The sequence below is a fragment of the Solwaraspora sp. WMMD792 genome (assembly GCF_029626105.1).
Classification (GTDB): domain Bacteria; phylum Actinomycetota; class Actinomycetes; order Mycobacteriales; family Micromonosporaceae; genus Micromonospora_E.
This window is the reverse complement of record NZ_JARUBH010000009.1, coordinates 5040057-5061574: the sequence shown is the minus strand read 5'-3', so window position 1 is coordinate 5061574 and position 21518 is coordinate 5040057. Positions and strand designations below refer to the sequence as shown.

Genomic DNA, 21518 nt, shown 5'->3' with positions numbered 1-21518 from the left:
GCTCAGGTGTCAACGGTCTTCGATTGCGGATGTGTTGCGGGCGAGGTCCGGCCAGGTGTTCGAATCCTCACCTAAGCCCACTAATCGGGCGAGATGGTTTCCAGGCATTGACGAAGGTGTCCGTCTCGTGGCAACTTCTGCTGCAAACCTTTGCAGCCAACCCGGAGGCGGAGCAGGATGTCCCCAGAACCCCATCGGCGGCTGCGTTACGCGCTCGTCGGCACCGGCGCCCGCGCCGAGATGTTCGTCCGGTCCCTGGTCCTGGACTACCGGGACAGCGCCGAACTCGTCGCCTTCGCCGACAACAACCAGACCCGGATGGACGCGCACAACGCCTGGCTGGAGGAGCTCGGCCGCGACGCCGTGCCCACCTACCCGGCCAGCGACTTCGTCACCATGCTGAGCAAGGAACGGGTGGACGTCGTCCTGGTCACCACCGTCGACCGGGTGCACGACGAGTACATCGTCGCCGCACTGGACGCCGGCTGCGACGTGATCACCGAGAAGCCGATGACCGTCGACGTGCCGCGCTGCCAGCGGATACTCGACGCGGTGGCACGAACCGGGCGCAGCGTACGGGTCGCCTTCAACTACCGGTACAACCCGCTGCACGAACGGGTCCGCCAGGTGCTCGCCGACGGTGAGATCGGCGAGGTCGGCTCGGTGCACTTCGAGTGGCTGCTCGACGTGCGCCACGGCGCCGACTATTTCCGCCGCTGGCACCGCGACAAGGCCAACTCCGGTGGGCTGATGGTGCACAAGGCCAGCCACCACTTCGACCTGGTCAACTGGTGGCTGGACGCGGTCCCGGTGCAGGTCTACGCGGCCGGCCGGCTGTTCTTCTACGGCGAGCCCGGCCGCCGGCACGGCTACGCCCGCGACTACGACCGGGCACACGGCGAGGTCGCCGCCGCCGGTGACCCGTTCGCCCTGCAGTTGGCCGCCCACCCCCGGCTGCGGGCGCTCTACCTGGAGGCCGAGGCCGAGGACGGCTACCACCGTGACCAGAACGTGTTCGCCCCCGGCGTGACCATCGAGGACGACATGTCGGTGCTGGCCAGCTACTCCACCGGGGCCACGATGACGTACCACCTCACCGCGTACGCCCCGTGGGAGGGCTACCGGGTGATGTTCAATGGCAGTCGGGGTCGGCTCGAGCTGGAGGTGGTGGAGAGCGACTTCGTCAGCCCGTACGCCGCCGGCGAACTCAAGGGCGCCGCGCTGCACGGCGTCCAGGCCGCGGTCGAGGAGGGCTGGGCCAAGCTGACCGTCCGACCGTTCTGGGAGCAGCCCAGGCAGGTGCCCGTCGCCGGCTACACCCGGTCCGGGCACGGCGGCGCGGACGCCAAGATGACCGCGGTGCTGTTCGGCGGCGAAACCGACCCGATGGGCCGGGCCGCCACCGCCCGCGACGGTGCGCTCGCGCTGCTCACCGGGCTGGCCGCGAACCGGTCCTTCGAGACCGGTCAGCCGGTCCGGGTGGCCGACCTGCTCACCGTCGACTGACGTACCGATCCAGACCCGCGACCCGACCCCGTACCCGCGAGGAGCCTGCTTCCGTGTCCTCCCAACCCGACCGGGCCGACCAGCTGTTTCCGGCCGAACCCACCCAGCGGGCGATCGCCCGCGAACTGTACGCGCACGCCCGGGACCTGCCGGTCATCTCGCCGCACGGCCACGTCGACCCGGCGCTGCTGGCCGACGACGAGCCGTTCCCGGACCCGGCGCGGCTGCTCGTCGTGCCGGACCACTACGTCACCCGGATGCTGCTCAGCCAGGGCATCCCGCCCGGCGAACTCGGCGTACCCGTGCGTGCCGGGGTCCGGCCCCGGCCGCCGGCCGGCGACGGCGACTACGCCACCGAGACCGACGGCCGGGCGATCTGGCGCAAGCTGGCCGCCAACTGGCACCTGTTCCGGGGCACCCCGTCGCGGCTGTGGCTGGAGAAGACCTTCGCCGAGGTGTTCGAGGTGGACGCGCTCCTCGGCCCGGACACCGCCGACGACGTCTACGACGCGATCGCGGCGAAGCTGGCCGAACCGGCGTACCGGCCCCGGGCCCTGTTCGAGCGGTTCAACATCGAGGTGCTGGCCACCACCGAGTCGCCGCTGGACGACCTGGCCCGGCACGCCAAGCTCGCCGCCGACGGCTGGGGCGGGCCCGGCGGCCGGGTGATCACCACGTTCCGGCCGGACAACGTCGTCGACTTCGAGTTCGACGGCTGGGTGGACAACGTCGCCGCCCTCGGGGTGATCACCGGCTCCGACACCGGCACGTACGCCGGTTACCTTGAGGCGCTGCGGGCCCGACGGCAGGCGTTCATCGCCGCCGGAGCGACCAGCTCCGACCACGGCCACCCGACGGCGCTCACCCTGCGGCTGGACCAGCGGGAGGCCGCCGAGCTGTACGACCGGGGGCTGCGCGGCGCGGCGACGGCGCAGGACGCCGAGGCGTTCCGGGCCCACATGCTGGTCGAGTTCGCCCGGATGTCCATCGAGGACGGCCTGGTGATGCAGCTGCACCCCGGCTCGGTGCGCAACCACAACAAGTGGCTGTACGCCACCCACGGCCGCGACGTCGGCGGCGACATCCCGCAGGCCACCGAGTACCTGCACGCACTCACGGCGCTGCTCGACGCGTACGGCAACGACCCGAGGCTGCGGATCGTCGTCTACACCCTCGACGAGTACACCTTCACCCGCGAGCTGGCCCCGCTGGCCGGCGGGTACGCCGCCCTCTACCTGGGCGCGCCCTGGTGGTTCCTGGACTCCCCGGAGGTGCTGCGCCGGTTCCGGGAGGCGGTCACCGAAACCGCCGGCTTCTACAACACCGCCGGCTTCGTCGACGACACCCGGGCGTTCTGCTCCATCCCGGCCCGCCACGACGTGGCCCGCCGGATCGACGCCGGCTTCCTCGCCCGGCTCGTCGCCGAGCACCGGCTCGGCCTCGACGAGGCCGCCGAGACCATCGTCGACCTGGCGTACCGCCTGCCCAAGCGGGTCTTCAAGATCGGGGAGAGCCTCGGATGAGCGTGACCATCACCGGCGTCGACGTGCACGACGTACGGTTCCCGACTGCGGCGGCCGGCGACGGCTCCGACGCGATCAACCGGGGCGACTACTCGGCCACCTACGTCGAGTTGCGCACCGACTCGCCGGACGGGGTCTTCGGCGCCGGCTTCACCTTCACCAACGGCCGGGGCAACGAGATCACCTGCGCGGCGGTACGCGCGTTGGCCCACCACGTCACCGGCCGGACCGTTGCCGAGATCGTCGCCGAGCCGGTCGCCTTCTGGCGTTCGCTCACCGCCGACGTGCAGCTGCGTTGGCTCGGCCCGGAGAAGGGCGTCATCCACATGGCGTCCGGCGCGCTGGTCAACGCCGTCTGGGACCTGCGGGCCAAGCTGGCGGGCAAGCCGCTGTGGCGGCTGCTGGCCGAGATGCCGACCGACGAACTCGTCGCCAACATCGACTTCCACCACATCAGCGACGCGATCACCGCCGACGAAGCCGCCGCGATCCTCGACAAAGGGCTGACCGGCCAGTCCGACCGGCTCGCCGAGTTGCAGCGCGACGGGTTCCCGTCGTACACCACCTCGGTCGGTTGGCTCGGTTACCCCGACGACAAGGTGCGGGCGTTGACCCGGGCGGCGTACGCCGACGGCTGGCGGGCGATGAAGATGAAGGTCGGCGGCCCGATCGACGACGACGTCCGCCGGGCGCGGATCATCCGCGCCGAGATCGGCCCGGACGCGCTGCTGATGATGGACGCCAACCAGGTGTGGGACGTCGACGAGGCGATCGCCAACATGGCCCGGCTCGTCGAGGTCGACCCGTACTGGATCGAGGAGCCGACGCACGCCGACGACGTGCTCGGCCACGCCCGGATCGCCGCCGCCGTCACCGAACTGTCCGACGGGCGCTGCCGGGTCGCCACCGGCGAGGTCGCCGCCAACCGGGTCATCTTCAAACAGCTGCTGCAGGCCGAGGCGATCCGGGTCTGCCAGATCGACGCGTGCCGCATCGCCGGGGTCAACGAGGTGCTGTCGGTGATCCTGATGGCCGCCAGGTTCGGCGTACCGATCTGCCCGCACGCCGGCGGCGTCGGCCTCTGCGAGTACGTGCAGCACCTGGCGATCTTCGACTACCTGCGGGTCGGCACCTCGCTGGACGGCCGGATGGTCGAGTACGTCGACCACCTGCACGAGCACTTCGTCGACCCGGTCCGCACCCGGGGCGGCCGCTACCTGGTCCCCGACCAGCCCGGCTACAGCGCCACCATGAAACCGGCGTCGATCGCCGAGTTCTCCTTCCCGGACGGGCCGGTGTGGCGGTGAACGGCGACATCCCGCTGCTCGGGCTGGACACCCTGAGCCGGGTGCCGGCCGACGCCCGACCCCTGGTCCGCCCCGGCGACGTCGCCGCCGGTATCGTCCACCTCGGACTCGGTGCGTTCCACCGGGCCCACCAGGCGGTCTACACCGAGCAGGCGGTCGCCACCGCCGGCGGCGACTGGGGCATCGTCGGCGTCGCACCGCGCAACATCGACGTGGTACGCCGGCTCACCGACCAGGACTGCCTGTTCAGCGTCACCACGCTGTCCGCCGCCGCGGCACGGACCCGGGTGGTCGGCGCGCTCACCGGGGTCCGGCACGCCGCCAGCGACCCGGCGGCGGTGGTGGCGCTGCTGGCCGACCCGGCGATCCGGGTGGTCACGCTGACCGTGACCGAGAAGGCGTACCAGTTGGACCCGGTCACCGGCCGGCTCCGGCCGGACGAGGCGGTCGCCGCCGACCTGACCACCGACCGGGCGCCGACGACCGTGCCGGGCCTGCTGCTGCGCGGGCTGGCCGCCCGCGCCGCCGCCGACGCCGGCCCGCTCGCCCTGGTCAGCTGCGACAACCTGCCGTCGAACGGGCGCCGGCTACGCGGTCTGGTCACCGAGGCCCTGGCGTACGCGAAGGTGCCCGACGAGATTGTCGACTGGGTGCACGCCAACGTCACCTTCCCCGGCACCATGGTCGACCGGATCGTGCCGGCCGCCACCGCGCAGACCCTGGCCACCGCCCGGTCCGCGCTCGGCGTCACCGACCTCGCGGCGATCGCCGGGGAGCCGTACACGCAGTGGGTGATCGAGGACGACTTCCCCGGTGGCCGGCCGGCCTGGCAGACCGCCGGGGCGGTGCTGACCGGCGACGCCGGCCCGTGGGAACGGCTCAAGCTGCGCGGGCTCAACGGGGTGCACTCGGCCATCGCCTACCTCGGGGCGCTGGCCGGGCACGACACCATCGCCGAGGCGCTGGTCGGCATCCCCGGCCTGCCCGCCGTACTGCGCCGAATGATCGCCGAGGACGTCGCGACCAGCTTCACCCCGCCCGCCGGGGTGTCGGTCGTGGGCTACGGCGAATCGGTGCTGGACCGGTTCACCAACCCGGCGATCCGCCACCGCACCATCCAGGTGGCGATGGACGGGTCGCAGAAGCTGCCGCAGCGGGTACTGCACACCATCGCCGACCGGCGGGCGGCCGGCGACCGGCCGTACTGGTCGGCGCTGGTGGTCGCCGCCTGGATGCGGTTCGCGCAGGGGCGGGCCGACGACGGGGCCGAGCTGCCGTTGGACGACCCGCTCGCCGCGCAGATCCGGGCGGCACTGGCCGGGTCCGGCGGCACCCCGGCGGGTGTGGTGGCCGCGCTGCTCGGGCTCACCGAGGTGTTCCCGCCGGAGCTGGCGGCCGACCCGGAGGTCCGGGAAATGATCACGACCTGGCTGACCGCGCTGGACCGGCACGGGGTGGCCGGCGCGCTGACCGGCACGGCCGGCTGACCGCGGCCGTCGACAGGGTGGAGGTTCCCGACGTGACGAGCACCCCGCCCCGGGTGGCCCTGATCGGTGCCAACGGGCACGGCCGGTGGCACCGGCGGCAGATCGCCCCGCTGCACGCCGCCGGCGAACTGCACCTGGTCGGCCTGGTCGACGTACGGCCGGTCGAGCCGGCCCCCGACGCTCCGATCCCGGACGGGGTGCAGGTCGGCACCGACCACCGGCGGATGCTGGCGCAGACCCGGCCGGACGTGGTGGTGATCTGCACGCCGCCGTACACCCATCTGCCGATCGCGCTGGACGCGCTGGCCGCCGGCGCGGACCTGCTGCTGGAGAAGCCGCCGGTGCTGTCCCTCGACGAGCATCGGCGGCTGGCTGCGGCGCTGGCCCGGCACGGCCGGGTCTGCCAGGTCGGTTTCCAAGCGCTCGGGTCGGCGGCGTTGGCCGAGCTGACCGCGGCGGCCACCGGCGGTCGGCTCGGCACGGTCACCGGGATCTCGACGGTCGCCTCCTGGCAGCGCGACGACGCCTACTACCGGCGGTCGCCGTGGGCCGGGCGGCGCACCGTCGACGGCCGCCCGTCGCTGGACGGCGCGCTGGCCAACCCGTTGGCGCACGCCACCATGCAGTGCCTGGCGGTGGCGGCGGCGGTGGATCCCAGCCCGCCGGTGCTAATCGAGCTGGAACGCTACCGGGTGCGACCGATCGAGGTGGACGACACCGCGTCGATGCGGATCACCCTGGATTCGGGGCTGGCGATCGTGGTCGCGGTGACCCTGGCCGGGGAGGAGTTCATCCCCGGCGAGGTGCTGGTGCACGGCACCGCCGGCACCGCGGTGCTGGAGTATCCGACGGACCGGCTGCGGCTGCCCGGCGAGCCGGCGATGCGACCGGTGCCGGGGCGGACCGGACTGCTGGAGAACCTGCTGGCGCACCGGAGGGATCCGGTCGGCGTACCGCTGATCGCCCCGCTGGCCCGGACCGAGGCGTTCACCGCGCTGCTGGAGGTGGTGCAGGCCGCCCCGGAGCCGGGTCTGCTCGGTCCGGACCGGACGGTCGCGACCGGGGTGGCGGGTGCGGATCGGGTGCTGACGATCGAGGGTGTGAACGCGGTCGTCCGGCGCGGCGCCGCCGAGTTGGCGCTGTTTTCCGAACAGCAGGTGCCGTGGGCGGTCCGGCCGTACCGGGCCCGGCTGGCGCAGGGGGTGGTGGGCCGCTGACCGGGTCGGCGGAAAACGTACTGCAAATCGACGGCCGTCGCCGGTGTCGCGAAGTCGGACAGATCAGTCGTCCGCTCGGCAAATTGATGCCGAGTGAATAGGTCTCGTCCAAATGCGCTGCAAACAATCTGCAAACAATCTGCATTGACACATTTCATGATGAAATTTATCGTTTGGGTTCAGGAAGATTGCTTGAGTGTTACGTGATCGAATCCGAACAATGTGTGCGGAGTGTGGTAATGCGACTGAGGAGATTGACTGCAGCTGTTGCTGGAATCGCGCTCGTGGCGGTACTGCCGGCACCGGCCGCCGCCGGCCGGGACACCAACTCCGACCGGCTGTCCTGGCCGGCCCGGTCGCTGGGCCGCCAGGCGCTGCCGCCGGGCGACGGCTGGGCGGCCGCCGGCGAGGGCACCACCGGAGGATCGGCGGCCAGCCAGGACAACGTCCACGTGGTCGACAGCCGGGCCGAACTGATCGACGCCCTCGGCGGCGACAACGCCACCAACCGGAACAACGACACCCCGAAGATCATTTACGTCGCAGGTGCGATCAACGGCTTCGAAGGGCCGGACGGCAACCTGTTGACCTGTGCCGACCTCGCCGACCCCGAATACGACTTCGACGAGTTCCTGGTCACCTACGACCCGGCCGTCTGGGGATACGAGAACGACCCGAGCGGCCCGCTGGAGGACGCCCGGCGCCGGTCGGTCACCAATCAGACCCGGTACACCCAGATCAACGTCGGCGCCAACACCACCATCGTCGGGCTGCGCGGAGCCCGGCTGGAGAACCTGACCCTGATGGTGGACAGCGTCCGTAACGTCATCGTCCGCAACATCGTCTTCGACGACGCGTACGACTGCTTTCCCGCCTGGTCGCCGGATGACGGCGACGCCGGCAACTGGAACTCCCAGTTCGACCTGATGTCGGTACGCCGGTCGGAGAACGTCTGGGTCGACCACAACACCTTCACCGACGGCGACAACCCGGACAGCGCCCAACCGGTCTACTTCGGCCGGCCACTGCAGGTGCACGACGGGGCGCTCGACATCACCCACACCGCCAGCCTGGTGACCGTGTCCTACAACCGCTTCGACGGCCGGGACAAGGTCATGCTGATCGGCTCGTCGAACACCGTCGGCCCGGACGTCGGCCGGCTCAACGTCACCCTGCACCACAACGTCTTCGACGGCAGTCTGCAACGGCTGCCCCGGATCCGGTTCGGACAGATCGACGTCTACAACAACCACTACGAGCTGTCCGGCGACGGTTTCCAGTACGCCGTCGGCGTGGGCGTGCAGGGCGCGCCGTACCTGGAGAACAACTCGTTCCGGCTGGGCCCCGGGATCGACACCGCAGACCTGCTCTACGACTGGGGCGGCACCGTACTGACCGAGCAGGGCAGCTGGGTCGGGCAGGGTCATCGGCCGCTGCGCCCGGCCAGCCTGCTCGACGCGTACAACGCGGCGAACGACCCGGACCTGGGCGACGACGCGGGCTGGACCCCGACGCTGCGCCACGGGCCGGTGCTGCCCGCCGCCATCGTTCCGATCTACACCCGACTCACCGCCGGCGCCGGCAAGCTGCCGGTCTGACCCACCGGCACGCTGCCGGTCTGTCCCACCGGCACGCTGCTGGTCTGTCCCGCCCGGCCGGTGTCACAAGCGGGGTGGGTCGGCGAGACGCCCGCCGGCCCACCCCTTGCACCGCCTGGCCACCCTTCCCTTGCCCCGCCTGGCCGCCACGCACCGGGTGGCGCCCGGCGTACCACTCGGAAACGCCGAACGGTCGGCCTTCCCAACAGGGAAGGCCGACCGTTCGAATCAGTCAGCCGGGGCGGCGGTGGTCAGAGCCGCTGGCCGTTGGCGGCGTGGAAGGCGTGGTGCTGGCCCGGCCGGGGTCGGACGAACACGGTGTCGTTCATCCGCGGCATGTGCCGGCGGTCGGTCCGCACCACGAACCGCTCCGAACTGCCGTCGAGCGTCGCGTAGCCGTAGACGTTGGCGTCCGAGCCGAGGTCCTCGACCAGCTCGACGGACATCGGCATGCCGCCCTCGGAGGCACCGACCAGGTCGCAGTCCTCGGGACGGAACCCGACGGTGACCTTGTTGCCGCCGCCGTTGGCCTTGGCCGCCTCGACCTGCTCGCGGCTCAGCTCGACGACCAGGTCGGCGAAGACGGCACCCTGCTCGGTCAGCGGGACGGTCTTGATGTTCATGGCGGGGGAGCCCATGAAGCCGGCGACGAAGACGTTCGCCGGTACGTCGTACAGGTTCCGCGGGGTGTCGACCTGCTGCAGCACGCCGTCGAGCAGCACCGCCACCCGGTGGCCCATCGTCATCGCCTCGACCTGGTCGTGGGTGACGTAGACGGTGGTGACCCCCAGCTTGGCCTGCAGCGAGGCGATCTGGGTACGGGTCTGCACCCGCAGCTTCGCGTCGAGGTTCGACAGCGGCTCGTCCATCAGGAAGACCTGCGGCTCCCGGACGATCGCCCGACCCATCGCGACCCGCTGGCGCTGACCACCGGAGAGCGCCTTCGGCTTGCGGTTGAGGTACTCCTCCAGCTGCAGCAGAGCGGCGGCTTCCTTGACCCGGCGGTCGATCTCCGACTTCGAGGTCCGGCGCAGCTTCAGCGCGAAGGCCATGTTCTCGTACACCGTCATGTGCGGGTAGAGCGCGTAGTTCTGGAAGACCATCGCGATGTCGCGGGCCTTGGGCGGCAGGTGGGTGACGTCGCGGTCGTCGATGAGGATGCGGCCCTCGTCGACGTCTTCCAGGCCGGCGAGCATCCGCAGGCTGGTGGACTTACCGCAACCGGAGGGGCCGACCAGTACGAGGAACTCGCCGTCGCCGATCTCGAGGTCGAGCTTGTTGACAGCGGGTCGCTCGGTGCCCGCGTAGATGCGGGACGCCTGGTCGTAGGTGACCGTAGCCATGGTCAGTGCTTCCTTTCACCGGCAGGAACGTGCCGGACGATCCGAGTGAAGGAGCGACCGGCGCTCAGAGCGCCGGCCCACGCGTACCCGCAGCCGCCAGGGCGACGTGTCGCACGTGTCACGCCACGGTAAACGGGATTTGCCTGGCTGCCAAGACCGGGACGGCCCGCAACTACCTCCGATAACTGACCAAAACGGACACCAGGGTGGGGTATGCCACTGTTCGTCACCCTCGGCCGGAGGTCCACGGCGACCGCCGGAGCGGCGGACACCCGTACGCAGAACGGGAAAGATCGATCGGACAGACCGGCCGATGCGGCGGTATCGCCACGTCAGTGGCTATGCTGACGCTGAACGAAGCGCTGCCCCTGTAGCTCAGTTGGCCAGAGCACTCGCCTTGTAAGCGAGATGTCGCCGGTTCGAGCCCGGCCGGGGGCTCCAGCACCGACGCGCAGGTCCCGCCGTGCGACGCACGGCGGGACGCCGTGGCAGCAACCGTGACAGCAGCGCTGGGCACGGCCGCCGTCCGTCAGATTGCCGGGCGTCACTGTATCCCGGGTTGTGTTACATCCGGCTGATGTATGACATGTCTAGCGAGCCCATGCCAGTAAGCGGCAACGCGAGTAGCTGGCGTTGCACCCCACCGGCCGATGTGCGACGTGTTCTTCTGACGGAACGCTGGGCCGTTGTGGCGGGCCACGGAGGGGGCCGGTGGGCGTCGCGCGCCGGTTCGACGGCGGTTTGCGGCGGCAACGTCGCCTCCGATCCGGGTGCCGCCGTGGGTCTGATGCCACAGGTGCATCTTGATTCATCTCTGGCATCAGGTTCGGCCGGTACTTCCGATCCAAGGAGGTGACGCTAAGTGCATATCAAGCTGCTCCTGGCGACTGACGGGGTGCGAGGCTCGCGTACCCCCGGCAGCCGCCGGCTCCGGCCGTCGTGGCGCGCCTCCTGCCCGGGTAACGGTTCGGTGGTGATTCCACCCCGTCGGTTCCTGTCGGGCGACTCAGTTGTCGCCGCCCACCGTTACTATCGGCCGGCCCCGCGTACAGCGGGTTGCCAGGAAAGCTCCGAGCCGCCTGCCGGTCAGGAGTCACGGGGCCCTCATCAGAAGTAGGTAGAACATGTCTGACCCCTCTCAGCCGCAGTACCCGGGCGCGCCCGCCGGGCAGCCGGTGCCGCCGGCTGGAGCCGCTCCCGGGCCGGCCTACGCCGGCCAGCCCGGCGTTCCGATGGCCCCGCCGCCCAAGAAGTCCAAGGCGGGCCGGATCATCCTGATCGTCATCGCCGCCGTACTGGTGCTCTGCCTCGGTGGCGCGGCCGTCACCTTCTTCCTCGTCCGGGACACCGTCGGTGAGGTCATCGAAGCGACCCAGACCCGGCTGGTCACCCCGGACACCCTCGCCGGCCGTGAGCTGAACACCGACCCGACCTTCCAGGGACTCGCCGAGGAGGTGGCCACCGGGCTGGCCGCCGACGTGCCCGAGTCGACCAGCAGCATCGGCGCCTTCTACGGCGACATCGAGCAGGAGAACCTGGTGATGATCGCCGGCGTCTCCGGCGTGATGGCCGACCCCGACCAGGAGTTGGCCGACGCCACCGAAGGCGACGCCACGGGCCTCGGGATGACCAATGTCACCGACGTCGACGCCGGTCCGAAGGGCGGGTCGGCGCGGTGCGGCGACGCCGACCTCGAAGGCATCCCGGGCGGAGTCTGCGTCTGGGCGAGCCGCGGCGCGCTGGTGATGTACGTGTTCTACTTCAGCACCGGCGAGGAAGCCGCCGGCTCGCTCGTCGAGATCCGCGACGCGGTCGAGCAGACCAGCTGACGGACAACTGACCGACGTCGGCCCGCCGCACTGCCACTACTGCGGCGGGCCGACGTCGGCCGGCGTCGACGGGTGTCGCTCCCGCGCCAACAGGCCGTACCGGCGGATTGTCCGCAGCGGCTCGGTGGCCGCGCCCTCCCGACGCAGGATGTGGTTCGCGGCCAGGATCCCGGTCACCGCCGCCCGTTCCATCAGAGCGCTCGGCAGGTCGGTGTCGATCCCGTCGCCGGCCAGGAACAATCCGTCCGCGTCGGTGACCACGCCGGGCCGCGCGGCGGCCGCCCCGGGCGGGAACGCCGGAGCCTGCGCCTCGACCCGCGCCCGTGACTCCAGCACCGGCAGGTCGGCCACCTCCGGCCACAGCGACGCCAACTCGGTGCGCATCCGGTCGGCCAGCACCTCGGCCGGCACCTGCTCCGGGCAGGCGTACGCGTGGAGTTCGAGCACCGCGCCCCGGCTGCGCTGCGCCCACTGCCGCGCCTGACGCTCCAGCCGGTGGTAGAGGGTGACCGAGTCCAGGGTCGGCTGGCGGGAGACGCCGCTGAACACCGGCCGGTCGGCAGCGACATCGCCGCCCAACCAGAGCCGGGCCACCGCGTACGGCGGGCTGTCGACCAGCGAGCCGACCCGCTCGGCCAACGTCGGCGCGGCCTCGGCCAGCCGGGGCGAGTCAGTCAGCAGCGTGCGCAACGCCGGCGGGTCGACGGCCAGCACCACGTACCGGGCGGTGTGCGCCGCTCCGGAAGCGCACCGCACCTGCCACCCGTTGGCCCGCCGAGGGCTGACGGTCTGCACCGCGTCCCTGGTGACCACCCGGCCACCGCGGCGGCGCAGATGCTCGTGCAGCGGCTGCCAGATCGCGGCGTCGTAATCCTGCTCCGGTGCGTCGAAGCCGAGCCCTTCCGGGTTGCCCAGGAAGTAGAAGTGGAAGTTGGCCACCAGTTCGGCGGCGGACATTTCCCGCTCGTGGTTGAAGAACGAGTGGGAGAAGACCTCGAACAGCATGGCGCGGGCCCGGTCCGGTAGCCGCAGCGAGTCCAGCAGTTCGGCGGCGGACCGCTCGTCGAGTTCGGCGTACGTCCGGTCCGGATGGTATGCCAGCAGCGGCATCGCCGCCCGACGGTCCATCTCGCGCAGTTCGCGTAGCCGCAGACTCGGGCTGCGCAGCAGCAGCGCCAGCAGGTTCAGCGGCGGGGCGGTCGGCAACCGGCCGAACTCCTCCGGTGGCCACTGCGCCGACCACACCGGATAGCCGTCGACCGGGCGCAGCATGCCGAGTGTCGGGTCGGCCCGGCGCAGGATCGCCCGCCAGTTGTAGTACTGGCGGAAGAACGCGTGGAAACCGTGGTCGACCGGCTGGACCGTACCGTCGGTCAGCGTCTCCGGCCAGGCGGCCAGTCGTCCGCCGAGCTGGGCGGCGCCTTCCAGCACGGTGACCCGTACGCCGCGTTCGGCGAGGACGATCGCCGCGCACATGCCGGCGATGCCGCCGCCGACCACCAGCGCGTCGGTGCCGGCGGCCACCCGGTCGGTGCCGGCCGGATCCGCCCGGACCAGCTCGGACCGTACGCCGAAGAGCCGGCCGACCGTTCGGGACAGTCCCAAGAGCTCCTCCTTGCGTCTGCGGTGATGGGCCGGGTGCCGGGTCCAGTGTGCCGGTCCGGTCCGTCGGGGAGGCGACTTTGCGGTCACCCCGCGCGTGCCGTCGGTGGCTACCATCCGGTCATGGCTGTCGACCCGTGGCGTGACCGCGCCCGCCGCGCCGTCGGCGGGCGGCTGCGCAGCAACGGTGACAACCGGCCGCACTACGTTGTCTGCGGGCACGATCCGCTGGCCTACCGGCTGGTCGGCGAGCTGGTGGCGGCGGCCGCCACGGTGACGGTCATCGTGCCTACCCGGCCCCGGCCGGACGGGCCGGACATGCGATCGATCAAGGGGATCCGGCTGCTGCGGGCCGACCGGCTCACCGAGCAGACGTTCCGCAGCGCCGGGCTGGCCGGCGCGCGCGGCCTGGCGCTGCTCAACCAGGACGACGTCGGCAACATCAACGCGGCGCTGTGCGCCCAGGAGGTCGAGCCCGACCTGCGGGTGGTGATGCGGATGTTCAACACCCGGCTGGGCAGCCGGGTGAAGCGGCTGTTCGCCGACTGTGAGGTGCTGTCCGACGCGTCGATGGCGGCACCCGCCTTTGTCGCGGCCGCCCTCGGGGTGGTGTCGCCGACCCACTTCCGCCATGGCGGCCGGACGCTGCACGTGGCGCAGCGCGACGAGGTCCGCCCCGAGCACGTCATCTGCGGGCTGGCCGACCTGAGCGACGCCGGCCGCCCCCGGGTGCTGCCGGCCGACCAGCACAACGCCGATCTGGTGCTGGCCGAGGCGGCCGGCAGCCAGCTGGCGCCGGTCCGGGCGGCCCGCCGGATCGTCCGCGCCCGTCAGCGCGCCCGGCTGTGGCGGGACCCGGTACGGGCGTTGCGGTCCTTCGCCACCCGCAAGATCGGGATGGCCACGCTCGGCGTACTGGCGGTGGTGGTGGTCTTCGGCACGCTGCTGTCGCGTGTCGCGCAGGTGAGCGTCGCCGAGGCGGTCTACCTGACCGTGGTGATGACGCTCAGCGGCGCCGATCCGGACCCAAACCAGTCGGCCGCCGTACAGGTGATGCAGGTGGTGCTCAGCCTGGCCGGGCTGGCGTTGATCCCGCTGCTCACCGCCGCGGTGGTGGACGGTCTGGTGAACGCCCGGCTGGCGATCGCCGACCGGCAGACCCGGCCGGAGCGCAGCGAGCATGTCGTGGTCGTCGGGCTCGGCAACGTCGGCACCCGGGTGATGTGGCAGCTGCACGACCTCGGAGTCGAGGTGGTCGGGGTCGACAAGGACCCGGACGCGCGGGGCGTCTCGGTTGCGCGGGAGCTGGGCGTCCCGTTGATCGTCGGCGACGGCTCCCAGGAGGAGACGCTGCGCGCCGCCTCGGTGGCCGCCTGCCGGGCGCTGGTGATCGTCTCCACCGACGACGTGACGAACCTGCAGGCGGCGCTGTACGCCCGGGAGATCCACAGCGACGTGCACGTCGTGCTGCGGCTGTTCGATGGCGATTTCGCCAGCCGGATCCAGCGCACCTTCAACATCGGCATATCCCGCAGCGTGTCGTACCTGGCGGCGCCGGCGTTCGCCGCCGCGCTGATGGACCGCGAGGTGATCGCGACCATCCCGGTCGGCCGGCACGTGCTGCTGGTCGCCGAGGTGATCGTCGCCGCCGGGTCGGCGCTGGACGGCGGGTCGCTCGCCGCCGCCGGCGACAATCCGGGCGTACGGGTGATCGCGTTCGCGCAGTTCGGCGAGCCTGGACCGGTCTGGCTGCCGGCGTCGGGTTTTCGGCTGCAGGCCCGGGACCGGATCACCGTGGTGGCCCGCCGGTCCGGGCTGAGCTGGCTGCTCAAGCAGGCCACCGAAGCGGTCGACGAGGCCGAGCCGGCGACCTGAACCGGGTCGGCGATCCGGGTCTACCCCTTGATCCCGGCCGGGCCGGTCAGGCGGCCGGCACCTCGGTGCCGAGCACCGCCTGCTCGTCCGGGTAGTGCACCAGCACGTCCGCCAGGAACGACTGGACCGCCGGGGCCAGCCCGACGTCCCGGCCGGCCTCCTCGGACAGCCGCCAGCGGTGCTCGATGACCTGGGCGAACAGCTCCGACGGCTCGACCTTGCGGCGTAGGTGGGCCGGGACCGCCCGGACCACCGGCTCGAAGACCTCGGTCAGCCAGCGGTGCGCCGCCTGCTGCTCGTCGGTCAGGTCGCTCTCCGCCCGGTGCGCGTCGAGGTCGTTGAGCAGCCGCCGGGCCTGGTTCTCCTCGGCGTCGAGGCCGGTCAGCCGCAGCAGCCGCCGGCTGTGGTAGCCGGCGTCGACCACCTTTGGCCGGACCAGGTAGGAGCCGCGGTCGACGACCGACATCGCCACCTCGGCGACGTCGAAGCCGAGCTCGTTGAGCCGGCGGATCCGCCGTTCGATGTCGTGCCGGGACTCCCGTTCGATGTGCTGCTCGTAGGTGATCTCGTGCCACAGCCGTTCGTAGCGGGCGACCACCTCGTCGGCGACGGTCTCCGGGTCGATCGACTCGTGCAGCAGGCCGGCGGCCTGCAGGTCGAGGGCCTCGCCGAAGATGTTCACCCGGGCGATCTCCAGGTCCTCGCCGCGTTGCCCGTTGGACAGGGCCGGCCGTAGTGCGCCGGTCTCGGCGTCGACCAGGTACGCGGCGAACGCACCGGCGTCGCGGCGGAACAGCGTGTTGGACAGCGAGCAGTCACCCCAGAAGAAGCCGGTCAGGTGCATCCTGACGATCAGCGCGGCGAGCGCGTCGAGCAGTCGGGCCAGGGTCTCCGGGCGCAGCTGGTTGGAGAACAGCGCCCGGTACGGCAGCGAGAACTGCAGATGCCGGGTGATCAGCACCGGGTCGAGCGGTTCGCCGTCGGCGTCGGTGCGGTCGGCGACGATCGCCACCGCTTCGACGGCCGGGAAGTCGATGCGCTCCAGGGCGCGCAGCAGGTCGTACTCGCGTTCGGCGACCCGTTCGCCGGTCTCCTTCACGGCGTAGACGGTGCCGGCGAGTTTGACGAACCGGACGACGTGCCGGGAGATGCCCTGCGGCAGCGCCACCAGGTGGTCGGCAGGCCACTGCTCCAGCGGTGTCGACCAGGGCAGGTCGAGCAGCGCCGGGTCCACAAGGGCCGAGGTGATCCGCACGGGATCAAGCATGACGGGTACGACGCCCGGATGCCGCCTGCCGTGGCTCGGCTAACACTGTTGATTTGATCCATATTCAGCGTCTTCGTGGTGGTCCCGCCGTCAAGCTGTCGCCGCCCCGACACGACATCGTCACCGCACCGGTTCGGTAACCTGGCCGGCGTGCCCGAGCCAACCGCCACCCGCCCGTCCGCGCCGCCGGCCGACGCGCCGCGGCGACCCGGGCCGACGCCGGCCGGCTGGTGGTTCGACGCGGTGCTGCTGGCCGCGCTGGCCGGGCTGACCGGGGCGCTCGCCGCCGGGGTGTTCCTCGACACCGACCTGGCGGTACGGGACTGGGTCGACGCGCACCGGCCGCCGGTGGCCTACTGGGTGGCCCGGGTGCTCAACTTCTTCGGCCAGGGCGGCTGGCTGCTGATCCCGGTCTCCACCGTGCTGGCGCTCTGGCTGGCCCGGCGGGTCCGTTCGGTGCGTCCGCTGCTGCCGGTGCTCGGCGCGGTGGTGGCGACCTACCTCAGCGTCGGCGCGATGAAGGTGCTGCTGCCCCGGGGCTATCCGCACGACTTCGACGACCCGTTCCCGGAGCGGCTGTTCACCGAGGCGACCCCGGCGATGGCGTACCCGTCCGGGCACGTGACCAACGCGATCGTCTGGTACGCGGTGATCGCCCTGCTGATCACCGCGCTGTGCCGCTCGTACGGGCGGCAGGTGCCGGCCGGGCGGCCGTTCCCCGGCTACCTGGCGCTGCGCTTCCTGCCTGCGGCGGTCCTGTTCTGCAGCACGGTCTACCTCGGCTACCACTGGTTGACCGACTCGGTCGCCGGGCTGCTGCTCGGTTGGCTGCTGCTGCGCCTGCTGCAGCGGGTGCCATGGGACACCGTACGGCTGCCATGGGTGCCCGGTGACCTGGACCGCCCCGCCGGCCTGTCCTGACCGCTGGCGCTTTCCACCGCGCGGTGGTGCCGCGTCGAGTTGACGGCTGTACGCCTCATATGGCCCCGACCTACACCATGGCGGGGGACGTTTAGGGACCCTTCACTACGGGGCATCGTCTTGACCTCTGCTAGCCGACCGATCGGGCACGCAACGGGCACCGCAGAGTCGAAAGTCCTTGCTCGTTACTGGTAGCGTTCGCCGGTGCGCGTTGGTGTGTATGTCGATGGGTACAACCTCTACTACGGTGGCAGAGGGCTGTGCGGACAGGGAACTCCCGGCTGGCGCTGGCTCGACGTCCGGGCTCTTGCAGAGCGCTTGCTAGCGAACGTACCGAGCTGGGCGGGTGCCCAGGTTCACCGAATCGTTTACTGCACTGCTGTAATCGATGCTGCGAGCAATCCCTCAGGCTTCCGCGATCAAGACATCTACCTCAAGGCCCTCACGGCATCATCGAGCGTCGACCTCATCGAGTACGGCAGCTACGTCTCTCGCGTGAAGTACGCCCCGCTGGCAGTGCAGGCTCAGAGTCGTAGGGCTGGACCCCAGCTCGTAACCTCCCAGTGGCCCATAATGGTTCAGGACGCGCAGGGCAATCCGGTACAGGATGCGACATTCATGGTGTCGTACGCCCATCGAGAGGAAAAGGGCTCCGATGTCAACGTGGCTTCTCACCTCCTGGTCGACGTCCTCACATCCCAGGTAGACGCAGCCCTCGTACTCTCCAACGACAGTGATCTTAAATTTCCTGTGTCCTACGCGAGGACAAAGGTCCCTGTCGGCACGATCAACCCATCGCGGAACTACCTGGCAGGGGCGTTGAAGGGACAGCGAGGCGGGGGTGTAGGCGGGCACTGGTGGAGGCAGCTCGCAGCTGCGGACTTCCAAACCTGCCAGCTCAGCGACCCGGTCGTCAGCCCTGCCGGGACCTACGTACGCCCGTCCGGCTGGTAAGAGCCCTGTCGCCAGTTTCAGTTGCAGGTCGGACTTGGCTGCGCTAGAATTCACTGCATATACCACCCGGTTCCCCTAGAGGGGCCGGGTTTTCTTTTGGATCGAGGCAGCAGGCCACTTGGCACCTCCACACCAGTTTGCGGGTAACCCACTGCGGAGGACGAACCAAGAGACGGCCTTGACCGCAACCCGTACGCGCCCGGCTCCCGCACGACCGGCGCGGCGTGCGCTCGCCCGCGCCGCGCGCCCAGGCGGCGGCGCGTGCGGCCCGTTTCGCTAGGGACGCCGTACGCTCCGGGTATGTCGGGGCTGGTGGCGCGAGCGGCTGAGCTTGCCGAGGAACAGTTAGCTGCTGCTCTACCTCGGCGTTGGCGTCATGTGCAGACCGTTGCCGGAAAGGCCGGCGAGGTCAGTCACGTCCTGGACCCGACGGACGCTGAGGTTCTCGTCGCTGCCGCGTGGCTGCACGATGTCGGGTACACCCCCGGGGTGGCCGATACCGGCCTGCACGCTCTCGACGGCGGGCGGTGGCTACGTCGTGTCGGGGTGTCCGATCGCGTGGCCGCGCTGGTGGCTCATCACTCGTGCGCGCTGTTCGAGGCGGAGGAACGCGGCCTTCGGGACGAGCTGGCCGCTGAGTTCCCGCAGGAACATTCGCTGACCGCTGATGCCCTCTGGTACGCGGACATGACCACCGGCCCGGACGGCCACGACGTCGCCGTTCTGGACCGCCTGGCGGAGATCGAGCAACGCTACGGCCCTGACCACCTGGTCACCAGGTTCTGGGTACGGGCCAGACCGACGCTGCTCGAAGCCGTCGAGCGCACCACGGATCGACTCGCGGTGTCCTAACCGATGTACGGCTTCGAACGCCCCTCGTAGCCGTGATCGATGCGCAGTCGCATGGACGGATGGATTGTCAGCGCGCTCAGCTCATCCTCGGCCACCCACCGAACTTCGGACGACTCGTCGCTCGTGGTGGGTTCGCCGGACAGGTACCGGGCGCGGAAGCAGATAGAGAACTGCTGCCGTACCTCGCCATCGCTGTACTCGATGACATGGTTCGGGTTGGTGTAGAGGCCGACGATGTCGGTCACCTCGATGTCAACCCCGGCTTCCTCCTTGGTCTCACGCACGGCTGTCTCGGCGATGTACTCGCCGAAGTCCTGCGCCCCGCCCGGTAGCGCCCACAGGTCGTTGTCTGTCCGGCGTACCAGGAGAACGCGGTCGTCCGCGTCGAGGACGAAGGCGGTCACAGCGACAACGATCGAGTTCGGTCGGGGGGCGTCCGGGTTGTTGAAGTGCTCGGTCCTGGCCACGGCTCTCAGCCTGTCACGGCTCCGTCCGCTGCCTCGACGATCGCCCTACTCGGGGGCCAACGACATGTAGTGAGCTCTTGCAGCACTGCCGGCAGCTGGCTGTTCAGGGGTCAGCGGGGCAGGGCGGCAACACCGGTAAGCAGCGCAACACCATCGTGGGCGCGGACGGCCGGGCCGTCCTCGCGCAGCGCGTCGAGCACCCGGACTGCGTAGGCGGGGTCCATCCGCTCCGCCACCGTTTCGGGTGTCCACCACTCGACTTGGCTCGTCTCGTCGGACGTCGAGAGAGTTCCCCCGGTGATCTCGGCGCGGAACATCAGCGCGACGATGCCACGGGGCATGTTCTTGTAGACGCCGGTGAGTCGAGTCGGCTCGACGACAAGGCCTGTCTCCTCCCAGACCTCGCGGCGTACGCCGTCCAGCACGGATTCTTCAAGCTCGAGCACCCCGCCGGGCGGTTCCCATCGGGCGTTGTCGCGACGTTGCGTCACCAGCGCTCGCCCGGCTGAATCGACGATCACGGCAGCGACGCTGACGGAGTGTCTCGGGCTGCCGGTGGCATCGGTCATGGACGCAGGTTAACATGTTGTCGACACATGTATACCTCGTGGAGTCTACGATGAGCATCCGCAAGATCGACCCTGCCAGTGACCGAGCGGTCTACCGGCAGATCGCGGACCATCTCCGCGAGGCGATCGAGCGGCATGATCTCGCGCCGGGCGCACAGCTTCCCTCGGAGAGCACCCTGGTCAACGACTACGGGGTCAGCAGGGTGACCGCGCGCAGGGCGTTGTCGGTTCTCGTTACGGACGGTCTGGTAGTTGCCGAGCACGGTAAGGGCTGGTTCGTCCGGCGTCGGCCGCCGGTCAAGCGGCTCTCGTCGGACCGGTTTGCCCGGCGGAAGGAAGGCAAAGCGGCTTTCACCGTCGATATGGAGGCGAACCAGCGCAGGTTCAGTGTCGAAGTGCTGCACGTCGGGACTGGTCAAGCACCGATTGAGGTGCTAGATCAGCTAGGGCTCCCACGCGGCAGTGAGGTGGTGGTCCGGCGCCGCCGGTACCTGGCCGAGGGTCAACCCATCGAGTACGCCACGTCCTACATTCCGACGGATATCGGTGCCGGTACACCGATCGCGGAGCCGAACCCTGGTCCTGGCGGTATCTACGCCCGCATGGAGGACCGGGGCTTCGTCTTCGAGCGGTACGACGAAGAGATAACCGCCCGGATGCCCACTGAGGAAGAGGCAAGGATTCTCGCGTTGCCTGCCGGGTCGCCAGTTTTGCACCTCGTACGGACGGCGGTGGCGTCCGGTAGGCCTGTCGAGGTCTGCGACACGGTGCTGGACAGCGCCGCATTCGTGCTCTTTTACTCTCTTCCCGCTTAATAGGTCAAATGGGACGATGTTCGAGGCGTCATTGACGGCCTACGTAGACTCGTGTGCACATGTTCTTGAGTGCTTGGCGCTTCGAGTAGTCGCCCGCAGGGGACGCGCTCTGGACAGGAGGTCTGTTGTGAAGTTGTACGTGGGCATCATGGGCGAGCAGGTGACGATGTCGAAGGACCCGGAGCCGAAGAACGACTAGAACGGCAGTCCGTCGGGCCACGCAGTGGTTTGGAGATCCCTGACGGAGCTACCGCCGAGCCGGTCCTGACTGCCGATGAGCTGAGTACCTCCTGGCCGGATTGAAGGAGCTCCGGTGCAGCGGCATGCGGCCTCCTTTGCGTCGAACAGCGATTCGCGACCGGCCCGAGAGTCGACGCATCTGGCTC

16 protein-coding genes, 1 tRNA gene and 1 pseudogene are annotated in these 21518 nt (G+C 70.3%); 13 read left to right on the top strand and 5 right to left on the bottom strand.

What is annotated here, in order from left to right:
* Window positions 1–177 precede the first annotated feature (177 nt).
* From O7629_RS23600 to O7629_RS23575, 6 genes are all read left to right on the top strand, one after another.
* The gene (locus O7629_RS23600; RefSeq protein WP_278171843.1) at window positions 178–1506 is read left to right on the top strand and encodes a Gfo/Idh/MocA family oxidoreductase; all 1329 of its coding nucleotides are present in this window, start codon (window positions 178–180) and stop codon (window positions 1504–1506) included.
* Window positions 1507–1559: 53 nt separating this feature from the next.
* Complete coding sequence (uxaC, locus tag O7629_RS23595; protein ID WP_278171842.1) at window positions 1560–3029, top strand: glucuronate isomerase; 1470 nt, start codon at window positions 1560–1562, stop codon at window positions 3027–3029.
* Complete coding sequence (locus O7629_RS23590; protein ID WP_278171840.1) at window positions 3026–4336, top strand: enolase C-terminal domain-like protein; 1311 nt, start codon at window positions 3026–3028, stop codon at window positions 4334–4336. The genes uxaC and O7629_RS23590 overlap by 4 nt, the downstream gene beginning before the upstream one ends.
* Window positions 4333–5823 carry a mannitol dehydrogenase family protein gene (locus tag O7629_RS23585; RefSeq protein ID WP_278171838.1) on the top strand — a complete coding sequence of 497 codons (1491 nt, stop codon included), beginning with the start codon at window positions 4333–4335 and terminating at the stop codon, window positions 5821–5823. Before O7629_RS23590 ends, O7629_RS23585 begins: the two co-directional genes overlap by 4 nt.
* A 32-nt stretch (window positions 5824–5855) precedes the next feature.
* Window positions 5856–7040, top strand: a complete 1185-nt coding sequence (locus O7629_RS23580; RefSeq protein ID WP_278171836.1) for a Gfo/Idh/MocA family oxidoreductase — start codon at window positions 5856–5858, stop codon at window positions 7038–7040.
* A 284-nt stretch (window positions 7041–7324) separates the two neighbouring features.
* Window positions 7325–8638, top strand: a complete 1314-nt coding sequence (locus tag O7629_RS23575; RefSeq protein ID WP_347403692.1) for a pectate lyase — start codon at window positions 7325–7327, stop codon at window positions 8636–8638.
* A 251-nt stretch (window positions 8639–8889) separates the two neighbouring features.
* Here the strand turns inward: O7629_RS23575 and ugpC are convergent, their stop codons facing one another.
* Window positions 8890–9981: a sn-glycerol-3-phosphate ABC transporter ATP-binding protein UgpC gene (gene ugpC / locus O7629_RS23570; protein ID WP_278171834.1), complete on the bottom strand. Its 1092-nt coding sequence runs from the start codon at window positions 9979–9981 to the stop codon at window positions 8890–8892.
* 364 nt (window positions 9982–10345) lie between these two features.
* Here ugpC and O7629_RS23565 point away from each other — a divergent pair.
* Both O7629_RS23565 and O7629_RS23560 read left to right on the top strand, forming a co-directional pair.
* Window positions 10346–10422, top strand: a tRNA-Thr gene (locus O7629_RS23565).
* 683 nt (window positions 10423–11105) lie between these two features.
* Window positions 11106–11810 (top strand): hypothetical protein, encoded by a 705-nt coding sequence (locus tag O7629_RS23560; RefSeq protein WP_278171832.1) that lies wholly within the window; start codon window positions 11106–11108, stop codon window positions 11808–11810.
* A gap of 36 nt (window positions 11811–11846) precedes the next feature.
* Here O7629_RS23560 and O7629_RS23555 read toward each other — a convergent pair whose 3' ends face one another.
* A complete protein-coding gene (locus tag O7629_RS23555) occupies window positions 11847–13415 on the bottom strand; it encodes an FAD-dependent oxidoreductase (RefSeq protein WP_278171831.1) in 1569 nt (522 codons plus the stop codon).
* Window positions 13416–13535: 120 nt separating this feature from the next.
* On the opposite strand from O7629_RS23555, the pseudogene O7629_RS23550 reads away from it, so the two are divergent.
* A pseudogene (locus O7629_RS23550) lies at window positions 13536–15428 on the top strand (NAD-binding protein); the annotation flags it as partial.
* On the opposite strand, the gene O7629_RS23545 reads toward O7629_RS23550, so the two are convergent.
* Window positions 15334–16554, bottom strand: a complete 1221-nt coding sequence (locus tag O7629_RS23545) for a DUF4032 domain-containing protein (protein WP_278171829.1) — start codon at window positions 16552–16554, stop codon at window positions 15334–15336. The pseudogene O7629_RS23550 and the gene O7629_RS23545 sit on opposite strands and share 95 nt — an antisense overlap.
* Window positions 16555–16704: 150 nt before the next feature.
* On the opposite strand from O7629_RS23545, the gene O7629_RS23540 reads away from it, so the two are divergent.
* From O7629_RS23540 to O7629_RS23530, 3 genes are all read left to right on the top strand, one after another.
* Window positions 16705–17475, top strand: a complete 771-nt coding sequence (locus O7629_RS23540; RefSeq protein WP_278171828.1) for a phosphatase PAP2 family protein — start codon at window positions 16705–16707, stop codon at window positions 17473–17475.
* A 204-nt stretch (window positions 17476–17679) separates the two neighbouring features.
* On the top strand, window positions 17680–18429 hold the full coding sequence (locus tag O7629_RS23535) for an NYN domain-containing protein (protein ID WP_278171826.1): 750 nt from the start codon (window positions 17680–17682) through the stop codon (window positions 18427–18429).
* A gap of 300 nt (window positions 18430–18729) precedes the next feature.
* Window positions 18730–19281: an HD domain-containing protein gene (locus tag O7629_RS23530; protein WP_278171824.1), complete on the top strand. Its 552-nt coding sequence runs from the start codon at window positions 18730–18732 to the stop codon at window positions 19279–19281.
* On the opposite strand, the gene O7629_RS23525 is transcribed toward O7629_RS23530, so the two are convergent.
* Together O7629_RS23525 and O7629_RS23520 are read right to left on the bottom strand one after the other, a co-directional pair.
* Window positions 19278–19748 carry an NUDIX domain-containing protein gene (locus O7629_RS23525; RefSeq protein WP_278171823.1) on the bottom strand — a complete coding sequence of 157 codons (471 nt, stop codon included), beginning with the start codon at window positions 19746–19748 and terminating at the stop codon, window positions 19278–19280. The genes O7629_RS23530 and O7629_RS23525 overlap by 4 nt on opposite strands.
* 110 nt (window positions 19749–19858) lie before the next feature.
* Window positions 19859–20317, bottom strand: a complete 459-nt coding sequence (locus O7629_RS23520; RefSeq protein WP_278171822.1) for an NUDIX hydrolase — start codon at window positions 20315–20317, stop codon at window positions 19859–19861.
* 50 nt (window positions 20318–20367) lie between these two features.
* On the opposite strand from O7629_RS23520, the gene O7629_RS23515 reads away from it, so the two are divergent.
* Entirely contained in the window at window positions 20368–21132 is a 765-nt protein-coding gene (locus tag O7629_RS23515) for a GntR family transcriptional regulator (RefSeq protein WP_278171820.1), read from the top strand.
* Window positions 21133–21518: the final 386 nt, after the last annotated feature.

Coding starts and splice junctions, on each gene's coding strand:
- O7629_RS23530 (WP_278171824.1), top strand. CDS start 18,730: ATGTCGGGGCTGGTGGCGCGAGCGGCTGAGCTTGCCGAGGAACAGTTA.
- O7629_RS23515 (WP_278171820.1), top strand. CDS start 20,368: ATGAGCATCCGCAAGATCGACCCTGCCAGTGACCGAGCGGTCTACCGG.
- O7629_RS23545 (WP_278171829.1), bottom strand. CDS start 16,554: ATGCTTGATCCCGTGCGGATCACCTCGGCCCTTGTGGACCCGGCGCTG.
- O7629_RS23560 (WP_278171832.1), top strand. CDS start 11,106: ATGTCTGACCCCTCTCAGCCGCAGTACCCGGGCGCGCCCGCCGGGCAG.
- O7629_RS23600 (WP_278171843.1), top strand. CDS start 178: ATGTCCCCAGAACCCCATCGGCGGCTGCGTTACGCGCTCGTCGGCACC.
- O7629_RS23520 (WP_278171822.1), bottom strand. CDS start 20,317: ATGACCGATGCCACCGGCAGCCCGAGACACTCCGTCAGCGTCGCTGCC.
- O7629_RS23590 (WP_278171840.1), top strand. CDS start 3,026: ATGAGCGTGACCATCACCGGCGTCGACGTGCACGACGTACGGTTCCCG.
- ugpC (WP_278171834.1), bottom strand. CDS start 9,981: ATGGCTACGGTCACCTACGACCAGGCGTCCCGCATCTACGCGGGCACC.